Source organism: Ehrlichia ruminantium str. Welgevonden, assembly GCF_000026005.1.
Taxonomy (GTDB): Bacteria; Pseudomonadota; Alphaproteobacteria; order Rickettsiales; family Anaplasmataceae; genus Ehrlichia; species Ehrlichia ruminantium.
Window position 1 is genome coordinate 1,091,339 of sequence record NC_005295.2, and the last position, 12,616, is coordinate 1,103,954.

Consider the following 12,616-nt stretch of genomic DNA (forward strand, 5'->3'; position numbering starts at 1 on the left):
CGTTGCAATTATTTCATACATAAAAAACAATTATAAAATTAGATTGATATAATCAGTAACAAATAAATATCAAATAACAAGATAATTCTATTTAACTTATAAAATAAACATTTATATTAATTTTACTATGCTAGCATTGTGTATACATAAGCTAGAGTGTTTGTTATTTCTAACATAAGCAAAAGTCCAAACATAGAACCATTTATAATAGAAATAGGAAAAAACTTGTACTACTATAATATATACCATATATTCATTAACAACTAACAATATTAAAGTAAGTATTTAATCTACCCAAAATACCTATTTCCACAAACATGAACTATTATTAACCCATAGTTGATACATTAACTAACACACTAGCATACACTATAAGTATACTGTGGTACTTAACTATAGAGTACCTATGCTACTATTAGCAATTGAAAAAAAAATAGTAAAACTGAATCTAAAAGAATTATGTTATTATTATATATTAAATAACCATATCATTTAACTAAACTATGCCATGTCTTCTACAATAAAAAATTTTACCACTAATCAAGTATGAAATAATTTCAAATGTATATCGAAAACATGATATTTAAGAAATATTCATACAACATATATTTTATATAAATACATAACAATAGTGTTTAAAATATAATTTACAATGTGAACACCTATAGTAATAGTCTAGTGTTTATTTACATATTTTGTAAATAAATCTTAGAAACAGTATGACAAGATATGTCCTATATTCAGGATATCAATAATTGTTAATAAGTAAAAAAACTTTCTATTTACAAGAATCATAAACTGATAAGTCATCAAATAATCCAATGCATGGAAGACATATTTATATATGGCACAACTAATAAGATAAAAAATTTACTACTATTATATCATCTATATATAAACTAATAGCTAACTAGTATTAATAGCAAGTAAGAGAAAATCAATACATTTATTGTAAATTTTTATTCATTACAAAAATTAAGGTAGCAAATGCCAGAATATGTATCAGAAAGAAGAGCAATAAAAATATTATTTTCTTACTGGGACCAGTTACGTGCTGACAAAGCTTTCCCTAGCATGGAAGAAATAGATCCTGAAGAGATTACAGACATTTGGCCTTACTGCTTTATTATTGAAGTAAGAGAAAATAATGAAGAAAAATATCACTGTACTTACATAGGTGAAGCAGCCAAAGAACTATATAAATCTGATATCAAAGTATATGCTGAATCTCAAAATATAAAGCTATTCTTCCCACAAATCATAGAAAATTTATTTGATTACTTGGAATCAGTACTAGAAAACCAAGAACCAATAATAGATGAATCAGAGACTGAAGGCGCTGATGGAAATTATATAAAAATAAGAGAATGTCTATTACCCCTTGGTAATAATGGTAAAATAACCCATATTATAGGAGTAATAGGTGGAAGAATATACTATTAAACTCCTTTTATCAAACTGCTATATAAGGTCAGATATTAGAAAAATGTAATAACTATATAACTATAAACATTAAAAAAATATTGACTATCTTACTAGTGTTGAATACCATTTAATGATTTAGTAGTTGTAGAATAGCTGTTGTTTGGCTTGGTATACCATAATAAAATGAGTGTCTTATGAAATTTTTCTTACATGATATGTCAAAAGTTAGTGTATCATTTTTTGGAATTGCGTTATGTACTTTGAGCATTACAAGCAAAGCTTTTAAGAGATGTTTGTCTACATATCTAAAAAATAACAACTTTGTTACTCATGACGATCTAGAAGCTTTAAATAATTCTATTAAAGAAGTAATACTAAAACAGGAAAAAATTGAAGAACAGTTATCACAAAAATAAATATGTGTACTTCAATAAGACATGATTGGCAGCTACCTGAAGTATTAGAGCTCTTTAATCTTCCATTTAACGATTTAATATTGAATGCTCATCTAATACATAGGAAGTTTTTTAATAGTAATGAGATACAGATTGCTGGATTGTTAAATATTAAGACTGGTGGATGCCCGGAAAACTGTAAATATTGCTCACAGAGTGCTCACTATAAAACACAACTTAAAAAAGAAGATTTACTCAACATTGAAACTATAAAGGAAGCAATAAAAAAAGCTAAAGTAAATGGTATAGATAGGTTTTGTTTTGCAGCAGCTTGGCGTCAAATACGAGACAGAGATATAGAATATATTTGCAACATTATTAGCTTAATAAAAAGTGAAAACCTAGAAAGCTGTGCTTCATTAGGAATGGTTACTCTGGAACAAGCAAAAAAATTAAAAACAGCAGGTTTAGATTTCTATAATCATAACATCGATACTTCACGTGATTTTTACTATAATGTCACCACCACACGCAGCTATGATGACAGATTATCAAGTTTAAATAACATTAGTGAAGCAGAAATTAATATATGCTCCGGTGGTATACTAGGACTTGGAGAAAGTATTGAAGATAGAGCAAAAATGCTCTTAACTTTAGCAAATTTAAAAAAGCATCCAAAGTCTGTTCCTATAAATAGACTAGTTCCAATAAAAGGAACACCTTTTGAAAATAATCCAAAAATAAGCAATATAGATTTTATTAGAACTATTGCTGTAGCTCGTATTTTGATGCCAGAATCATATGTACGTCTTGCTGCAGGGCGTGAAAGTATGTCACACGAGATGCAAGCATTATGCTTATTTGCTGGAGCAAATTCTTTGTTTTATGGAGAAAAATTACTTACAACCCCAAATGCAGATTGTAATGATGACAAGAATCTGTTATCAAAACTTGGAGTCAAAACAAAACAAGCCGTCTTTTTTGATTCATAAATTTTTATTTACTATGTATAATTGATTAGATATAATCAATGTGTCAGGTAAGAAAGTAGTTGCTGTATTTCATAATGCAGAGGAAAGTCCGGACTCCAAGGGAAAATGGTGACAGGTAACTCCTGTCGGAGGTAACTCTAGGTATAGGACTACAGAAAATAACCGCCTTACTAATAAGGTAAGGGTGAAAAGGTGTGGTAAGAGCACACCGTACTTATGGCAACATATAGTAGCTAAGCAACCACCACCAGGAGCAAGACTAAAAGAGATATATGTGTTTTCCCTCACAATTATCTAGGTAAGTCGCGTGAGGTAGATAGCAATATTTATCCCAGATGAATAACTACACAAACAGAATCCGGCTTACTCTTACCTGACCATAAATAATATTTCATAACATCACAAGACATCATTATGCAAACTTTTACCGTTCTATTTTACTTACAGATTACTATGCAAACATAATTTGTAATATATTGCACTTTGTGTTATTAATCTAAATATATTTTATTAACTTATTAAACTCGTCAAACTTAAATTATTACGTAATAAAATCAATTATTATTAAGTATATAATCTAATATTATACTCAACAACATAGAATATAAAATCACCGCAACACATACTTAATATAATTGTTAGTAATGTAGTTGATACAGCAGCTGTTATATAAATTTACAAAAATATGCAATAATCTCAATTATTTAAGTCCATGATAATTTGTTATATATCATTACCATTATCACGTTACTCAACACCACACTTAACAATCAAACAACACAAAATCTCAACAAATACAACTTACTTGATTCAAACAATATTTTATCTACAAAGCTATATAAAAACCTAATGAAACTCAATTCATACAAGACAAACAATAATTTCTTACACGTGATACTACCATAACTTCATTCAACAACGTTACGATTAAATAATACATATCACTAAATCACTACTATACATATTTATTCAATTATAAAATACTACATACTTCTTATAATTCACAAAGGCCTAATTATGTATATACATTTAACCAATAAGAGTAATTATAACCTCACTTACAGCACCACTTAACTCTTAATATTAACCAATCAACTACAATACATACATCTAACATCACAATATAACAATTAATCTCCATTAGAATATTCTACTAACAAACCGCTTAACAGTTTTTTTATGACTGTAGAAAATTGTTATGTATCTCACTACATAGTATTTTTAATACTGCTCATAGAATTATATAACTGTTATTAATAACCTACTCACCTAACAAATGTATATGTCAGAATCCTTCTCCATCAAATAATCAGCAGTTTTTACGACGAATAGAAAATTGTTACGTATCTCACCACATGGTATCTTTAATGCTACTCATAGAATTATATAACTGTTATCAATAACCTACTCACCTAACAAATGTATATGTCAGAATCCTTCTCCATCAAATAACCAGTAGTTTTTATGACTGTAGAAAATTGTTATGTATCTTACCACATAGTATCTTTAATGCTACTCATAGAATTATATAACTGTTATCAATAACCCACTCCCTAACCAAGGTATATGTCAGAATCCTTCTCCATCAAATAATCAGCAGTTTTTACGACGAATAGAAAATTGTTATGTATCTCACTACATAGTATCTTTAATGCTGCTCATAGAATTATATAACTGTTATTAACAACCCACTCCCTAACCAAGGTATATGCAGAATCCTTCTCCATCAAATAATCAGTAGTGTTTATGACTGTAGAAAATTGTTACGTATCTCACCATATAATATTTTTAACGCTATTGATAACATTGATATAATTACCATTAATACATATTTACTAACAACACTGTATATTTATAATATGATTATCAAACAACAATTAATCATCAACGATTTACCAAATATTTAGTAAACATAATTTAATAATCTGAAATATAATTGCAGTATCCAACTTATAAAATCGATATTATTATTATCCATTATACAACATTACATTTACCAAAATATCTTATAAAAAAACACTGCATACATTATAATAACTAGAATTAGGCTTCCTACAAAACATATATATTCTAAAAATTAAAATAACAATCAGCTCTGCTAATAAACCACAATAAAAAAAAATTATTTCACATTCTTTACAATTCATTATGTAACATAGGAGATTAATGTAATTTATTTACATAACTTATTAAGATACATCCTATGTAATCCACACATTAATGATTGAATATTAACAACCGCAACAAAAATATACTTCACTCCACCATCACAATTACTATAAAATAGCCTACTCGATAAAGAAATGTATCTCTATAAACATATATATTTCAATTCATAGTATATTTATATTTTATGGAGAAACATTTAGATAATAGTATGTAGTGTATAATTACTAATATATATTAACAATATAACAAATAATAATTTGAAATTACCATAAATTATTATACAGTGTAAATATATCACATAATAAAAACATATATGATTATCCGGATTGGCATAGCAGACAAGACATTACTAGAAAATTATAGAAATACCACCCTTACCGTTTATACGATAGATACCCAAAAGAACCTAGACCAAGAAACTATTAATAAAATAGGTACTTTACTTACTAATCCAATAACACAAAGATTTTTTACATTCATATACAATAATGTAGAATTAAATTACCAAGAAGTTAACACTACAAATAACTACAATTTGTTGAACATATTTAATGCAAATTGGTCCTTAGAAAAAAGCTTTTTACCTGGAGTGACTGATAATGTTGGCAATACAACTAAATGCATGATAAAAGAAGCATTAAAATGTGATTTCAGTTTGGATGTTATAACATCACAAGTAATATTCAGTCAAGAGACCGTACCACAAGAAAAAGATATACTCAAGATTTACAACCCACTTATAGAATATTGTAAGTTATCAATTCGCAAAGAAACTGGATTTAATGTACGTTTTTTTGGAAATAAGCAAATATTGGATCTTAATAAACTATATGACAATTCCAGAACACATAATACTATATTTATTATACCATATGTAAGACAAGAAGATCTTGTTCCTCAATGCATTACACAAGATACTTGTGTCACAGCCGTAAATTTAAATATTCAAGATGAAGAATTAATGGAACTTAGCAAATACGGTATCCATGGTAGAGGAGGCTTAAACCTGTCATTAGAAGCTATGAAAGCTATACAAGCATATTTTAAAAAAATAAACCGGAATCCTAATGATATAGAATTAGAAACACTAGCACAAACCTGGTCAGAACATTGTAAACACAATATCTTCTCCTCTCCCATAGATGATATTATAGATGGGCTGTACAAACATTATATCAAACGTGCAACATATGAAATAAACTCAGAAATATGCGTATCTACGTTCTCTGATAACGCAGGAGCAATAATATTTGATGATAATTTCATTATTGCAGATAAAGTAGAAACTCACAATAGCCCATCAGCTCTTGACCCATTTGGAGGAGCAATCACTGGTATACTAGGAGTAAATAGAGATATCATTGGATTTGGTAAAGGAGCTAAACCAATATTAAATGCTTATTACTTTTGTTTTTCTGAATCAGAAAAAGAGTTATATCGAGATAAAATGTGTACAGTTAGCGTGTTACCATCTGAAACAATAATAAATGGAGTAATCAAGGGAGTTAACTCAGGAGGAAATTGTTCTGGTATCCCAACAGGTCTAGGTTCAGTATATTTTGATGATAGATTCCAAAGTAAACCATTAGTATTTGTTGGATGCACTGGTATCATACCACGCATTATAGGTAATACTCCATCACATCTAAAGGGACCTGCAGATGGAGACTATATAGTAATAGCTGGAGGTAGAACTGGACGTGATGGCATACACGGAGCCACCTTTTCATCCAATGCACTAACAGAAAATAATAGCAACAGTACTGTGGTACAGATAGGTGATCCAATTACACAAAAGAAATTGTCTGATGCTATCATTAAAGAAGCAAGAGATTTAAACTTATATAATGCAATCACTGATAATGGAGCTGGAGGTCTATCATCTTCTATAGGTGAAATGGGAAATAATGGATTTAAAGTAGAACTAAATAAAGTATTATTAAAACATAAAAATATGCTACCTTGGGAAATTTGGGTATCAGAATCACAAGAAAGAATGACATTAGCTATTCCTCCAAGCAAATTCCCAATATTTGAAAAAATTATGAAAAAGCATGATGTTGAAATCAGTATTATTGGAACATTCAATAATACAAAAAAAGCAGTAGTATCATATAATGACTCCATTATTATGGATATAGATATAAACTTCTTACATAACGGTATACCAAAAACTCATCTAAAAACCATACCATGGTCAAACATAATATCCTCAGCAGTAGACACATTACATAATAAACCACTAGACACTGAGCTAAATGAAATGATGCAAAGAATGAATATATGTAGTAAAGAATTTATCTCTACACAATATGATCATGAAGTACAGGGAACATCAGTCATAAAACCTATACAAGGGAAAGGACGAGTAGATGGAGAAGCAATAGTTATTAGACCAATATTATCATCAGAAAGGGGATTAGTAAAATCACATGGATTAGGATCAAGCTATGGAGAAATCAGCACATACCACATGGCTGCATGTGCTATAGATACAGCAATACGTAATTATATAGCAATCGGGGGAAATTTCCATCACTTAGCATTATTAGATAATTTCTGTTGGTGTGACTCTACAAATCCAAAAAGATTATGGCAATTAAAAAATGCTGCCCAAGCATGTTATGATTACGCAAAAATTTTCAAAACACCTTTCATTTCTGGAAAAGATAGCATGTTCAATGATTTTAAAGGTTATAACAATAAAGGAGAACCTATTAACATTTCTGCTCCTCCTTCACTTTTAATTTCTACAGTAGGAATAATAGAAAATATTCACAATGCCATAACACTTGATGTAAAAAATCCAGGAGATTTAATATACATATTAGGTGTGACATATGATGAACTTGGAAGGTCCGAATACCAAAAATATAGCGGATTAGGAAATAATAATGTTCCACAAGTACGTGCTAAACATGCAAAAAAACTATACAAGTTATATAGCAATGCAGTTAATACAAATATTATATCATCTGCAATTGCATTAAACCTAGGGGGGCTAGTTATAGGTTTAATAAAATCACTAATTGGAGGAGAACTGGGAGCAAAAATTGACTTATCACTAGTACCAACACATAATATTGAAGATAATAGCATAAAAGAGAAAGTAATCCTATTTTCAGAATCACAAAGTAGAATTTTAGTAACAATAGCCCCACATAATAAACAAAAATTTGAAACTATTTTCAAAGACATAGCACATGCAAACATAGGTATAATCAGTGATACAAATACCCTGATTATTAACAATATGCACATTATTAATTTAAATACACTAAAACACAGTTATAAAAAATTCAGCAACATGAAAATACAAGCATATGCAAATGCAGAATATATTTAGTTAGTAATTAATTTTACTTTTATTACCTTAATAGTCTTAGTAATATATAAATTTTAACACACCATAGATAGATATTATGCATTACTGAAAATATCTATAATGTTAATCTAAATGAGCTGAAACATAGTTATAAGAAATTCACCAATATGAAAATACAAGCATATGCAAATGCAGAATATATTTAGTTAGTAATTAATTTTACTTTTATTACCTTAATAGTCTTAGTAATATATAAATTTTAACACACCATAGATAGATATTATGCATTACTGAAAATATCTATAATGTTAATCTAAATGAGCTGAAACATAGTTATAAGAAATTCACCAATATGAAAATACAAGCATATGCAAATGCAGAATATATTTAGTTAGTAATTAATTTTACTTTTATTACCTTAATAGTCTTAGTAATATATAAATTTTAACACACCATAGATAGATATTATGCATTATTGAAAATATCTATAACGTTAATCTAAATGAGCTGAAACATAGTTATAAGAAATTCACCAATATGAAAATACAAGCATATGCAAATGCAGAATATATTTAGTTAGTAATTAATTTTACTTTTATTACCTTAATAGTCTTAGTAATGTATAAATTTTAACACACCATAGATAGATATTATGCATTATTGAAAATATCTATAATGTTAATCTAAATGAGCTGAAACATAGTTATAAGAAATTCACCAATATGAAAATACAAGCATATGCAAATGCAGAATATATTTAGTTAGTAATTAATTTTACTTTTATTACCTTAATAGTCTTAGTAATATATAAATTTTAACACACTATAGATAGATATTATGCATTACTGAAAATATCTATAATGTTAATCTAAATGAACTGAAACATAGTTATAAGAAATTCACCAATATGAAAATACAAGCATATGCAAATGCAAAATATATTTAGTTAGTAATTAATTTTACTTTTATTACCTTAATAGTCTTAGTAATGTATAAATTTTAACACACCATAGATAGATATTATGCATTACTGAAAATATCTATAACGTTAATCTAAATGAGCTGAAACATAGTTATAAGAAATCCACCAACATGAAAATACAAGTAATAAAACTATTGTTTTTATTCTACTACATTAATAATTGAACCTTGATCCAATCTTGGTATATTACAGCATCGTGATTATCAAAAACATGTATACACTAATAAAATTATAAAAAACTTAATATTTTAATAATACATATGTATACATAAGAACAATATATTTTTTACAACTCAATTATTAAGCCATACAGATTATAGTTTCTTGTTTAATAAATAAGTAAAAATAATACAAAATCTATTTTTCTAATTTCTTTAAAATGAATTTATATACTAGACCTACTGTATCCTATATAAGGAACATAAAAATACATTTATAATCAGATTAGAAATTTATCATAATATTTCAATATCTTTGTTAATTTTATTATATAATTTATATCTATTATATAATGTTCTCTCATTATTAATTGTAACACATTATTTGAATACTAAAATCATGTAATACTTTTCTCAACTTAAAAATTGAAACGACCAAAAATCTATTCTATAATTTATATGCTTTGTAATAGCTTAACTTAAATTATAGACATGGATTACTCACCTGACTATGATATAGTAGTACTAGCATTAGGTAGTAATTGTGGCAGTATGTTATTGAATATTAAATCTGCTATAAATATGTTACCTTTATATAACAAAACATATTCTTATATCTATAAAAGCATGGCACTATTACCAGAAAATGCTAGTAGTGATTGGGATACTCCTTTTCTGAATATGGTAGTATCAGGTTATACAAATCTTTCACCAAATCTTATGTTAGAAAGAGTTAAATACATTGAAAAAAAAATAGGCAGGTTTAATAATGAATACTGGTCACCTAGATGTATAGATATTGACATTATCTTATGGGGAGATAAAGTCTTAGATTCACAAACTTTATCTATTCCTCATAAGCATATGCAAGATAGAGATTTTGTACTTGTACCACTCTCTGATATTCACGCAAGATTTCCTCACCCAGTATCAAAGCTATCAATTGAAGAAATAGTTCTCAATCTACGTGAGATCAATTTAATAAAGCAGTCATATACTATAACTCGATATTTATAGGTGACACTTATAGTATTCACAGTGTTATCATTAAGTACATATAATCGTATATATATCAGGAAATACTTCTCAATCTACGTGAGATCAATTTAATAAAGCAGTCATATACTATAACTCAATATTTATAGATGACACTTATAGTATTCACAGTGTTATCATTAAGTACATATAATCGTATATATATCAGGAAATACTTCTCAATCTATGTAAGTCAACTTAATAAAGCAGTTATATTATACTCGATATTTATAGGTGACACTTATAGTATTCACAGTGTTATCATTAAGTACATATAATCGTATATATATCAGGAAATACTTCTCAATCTATGTAAGTCAACTTAATAAAGCAGTTATATTATACTCAATATTTATAGATGACACTTATAGTATTCACAGTGTTATCATTAAGTACATATAATCGTATATATATCAGGAAATACTTCTCAATCTACGCAAGTCAACCTAATAAAGCAGTTATATATTACAACTCAGTATATATATAATACTTAGAGTATTAACAGTACTATAATAAGTATATGTATTAGTATAGCAAGTTATATTAGATTATATTTAAAAATATATAACCAGATCATAATAACATGAATGAAAAACACAAGATGATATAAAAAGTTTTTTAGTTACACCATATCATTGGCAATCCATATTTATTACTTATCATATTATTCAGAAATTATTACTTTCCTTCACTGATTCCTGCAATATATATAATAAATTTATTTTCACATCTTATATAAATTTAGAAAATTCCTTGTAAATCAATATACTAGGGTTATAGTGTCAATCGCTAATTAATACTACTCCCTACACAATGCCGTATAAGTGCTTTTAAATTTATATAAATACTTTACCCCACAATAACAAAATAATAACTTTTATTTTATACATAAATAAGCATAACCACATAAATCAATAAACACAGTAGTATACCAAAACTAAAATTACTCTTTACTATCAATATCAAACATATTAGCTTATAAATTTTCACCATTTCAAATAACACTAGAACGTTTCATTTTTATAACCTAACTCTACATAACCAACATCCTTTGATTAATATCAACACTGATAGATCACCTTCTAATAAATACCATAAAATTCTCGGATATTAATACTATAAATAAAACTTAATATCTCCTATTTTCATAACTTATTCTCCCTAAAACAATACGCTATAACACAAATATTTACCCTAATAGATTCTAAATGCTTATAAACATGCGCCTGATTACACTAACAAAATACAGCGTTCATATATAATATTAGTTACCTAAACTAACAAACTAAAGTAGCATATTTAAATTAGAAAATTATTTTTACCATAAATTGCTATAATACATTTATAGGTTATTATCCTAATACAATAGCACCTTTTATCTATACTTAACTATCTAATCTAATATGCCACAGCAGTACTATTTAACACTAATTTACAGAAGAAAATTATTTTTTATCACAAAATGCTACACACTTACTGTAAGTAGTAATTTTTCCACCACAACCAGTAAAACATAAATCATAATCACTCCTACATAATCTATCACAATCATTTACCTTACATAAACTTACAGGTTTCACAGGAACTACAGATTTTATACCAGCTCCAAAAGATTTTGAGGTACTACTACTTTGTACTTCATGCTTAAAAGATCCTGAAGAAAAACTCATATCAGTTTTAACTCGTTGCTCAGTATCACACACATTAAATTGCATATCACATTCAGTATCACAAAAAGTACCATTTTTACATGATTTCATACATTTTTGTCTCTTATCCTCACATGGATTATTACTATCCTCTTTATCATCATTACCTTTACTGATAGTATTGTTTATTATACTAATAAATGGATTACGACGAGTTTGTGCATCAATCATTTTCTCTGCTAATCGACAATCTGTTAACTTAACCTGACATTGCCTATAGCAATCATTCTTATTGTAACTACATTGAAGTATACATGCTTTGCCAACTTCACTGTCTGGAGCTTCATAGTTTGATCTAGTTTCATAAATCGCACTACAAGATACTTGTAATATAAGAACCAGCAATAAAAATAAACTTATTATTCTCATAAAATTACCACACTCATAAATAAATTCAGGTTTATAGTACCTGCACAGTACTATTTA

Annotated in this window: 6 protein-coding genes and 1 other RNA gene; 6 read left to right on the forward strand and 1 reads right to left on the reverse strand. The window is 27.4% G+C overall.

What is annotated here, in order from left to right; all coding sequences use genetic code 11:
- The first annotated feature begins 987 nt into the window (after positions 1 to 987).
- The 6 genes from ERUM_RS03515 to folK all read left to right on the forward strand — a co-directional run bounded on the left by ERUM_RS03515 (position 988) and on the right by folK (position 10,463).
- A complete protein-coding gene (locus ERUM_RS03515; protein WP_011155329.1) occupies positions 988 to 1,443 on the forward strand; it encodes a PAS domain-containing protein in 456 nt (151 codons plus the stop codon).
- Between the two features lie 176 nt (positions 1,444 to 1,619).
- Complete coding sequence (locus ERUM_RS03520) at positions 1,620 to 1,841, forward strand: hypothetical protein (RefSeq protein ID WP_011256144.1); 222 nt, start codon at positions 1,620 to 1,622, stop codon at positions 1,839 to 1,841.
- 2 nt (positions 1,842 to 1,843) lie between these two features.
- Entirely contained in the window at positions 1,844 to 2,812 is a 969-nt protein-coding gene (gene bioB, locus ERUM_RS03525) for a biotin synthase BioB (RefSeq protein ID WP_011155330.1), read from the forward strand.
- Between the two features lie 43 nt (positions 2,813 to 2,855).
- An RNA gene (gene rnpB, locus ERUM_RS04820) (RNase P RNA component class A) lies at positions 2,856 to 3,193 on the forward strand.
- Between the two features lie 2,101 nt (positions 3,194 to 5,294).
- A complete protein-coding gene (locus ERUM_RS03530) occupies positions 5,295 to 8,327 on the forward strand; it encodes a phosphoribosylformylglycinamidine synthase subunit PurL (RefSeq protein ID WP_011155331.1) in 3,033 nt (1,010 codons plus the stop codon).
- A 1,611-nt stretch (positions 8,328 to 9,938) separates the two neighbouring features.
- Positions 9,939 to 10,463, forward strand: coding sequence for a 2-amino-4-hydroxy-6-hydroxymethyldihydropteridine diphosphokinase (gene folK, locus ERUM_RS03535; protein WP_011155332.1), 525 nt, complete (start codon positions 9,939 to 9,941; stop codon positions 10,461 to 10,463).
- A gap of 1,463 nt (positions 10,464 to 11,926) precedes the next feature.
- Here the strand turns inward: folK and ERUM_RS03540 are convergent.
- Positions 11,927 to 12,559: a hypothetical protein gene (locus ERUM_RS03540; protein WP_011155333.1), complete on the reverse strand. Its 633-nt coding sequence runs from the start codon at positions 12,557 to 12,559 to the stop codon at positions 11,927 to 11,929.
- Between the last annotated feature and the right edge of the window lie 57 nt (positions 12,560 to 12,616).

Bases quoted from the DNA above. Each gene is read 5' to 3' on its own strand.
- ERUM_RS03540 (WP_011155333.1), bottom strand. From the start codon at position 12,559: ATGAGAATAATAAGTTTATTTTTATTGCTGGTTCTTATATTACAAGTA.
- bioB (WP_011155330.1), top strand. From the start codon at position 1,844: ATGTGTACTTCAATAAGACATGATTGGCAGCTACCTGAAGTATTAGAG.
- ERUM_RS03530 (WP_011155331.1), top strand. From the start codon at position 5,295: ATGATTATCCGGATTGGCATAGCAGACAAGACATTACTAGAAAATTAT.
- ERUM_RS03520 (WP_011256144.1), top strand. From the start codon at position 1,620: ATGAAATTTTTCTTACATGATATGTCAAAAGTTAGTGTATCATTTTTT.
- ERUM_RS03515 (WP_011155329.1), top strand. From the start codon at position 988: ATGCCAGAATATGTATCAGAAAGAAGAGCAATAAAAATATTATTTTCT.
- folK (WP_011155332.1), top strand. From the start codon at position 9,939: ATGGATTACTCACCTGACTATGATATAGTAGTACTAGCATTAGGTAGT.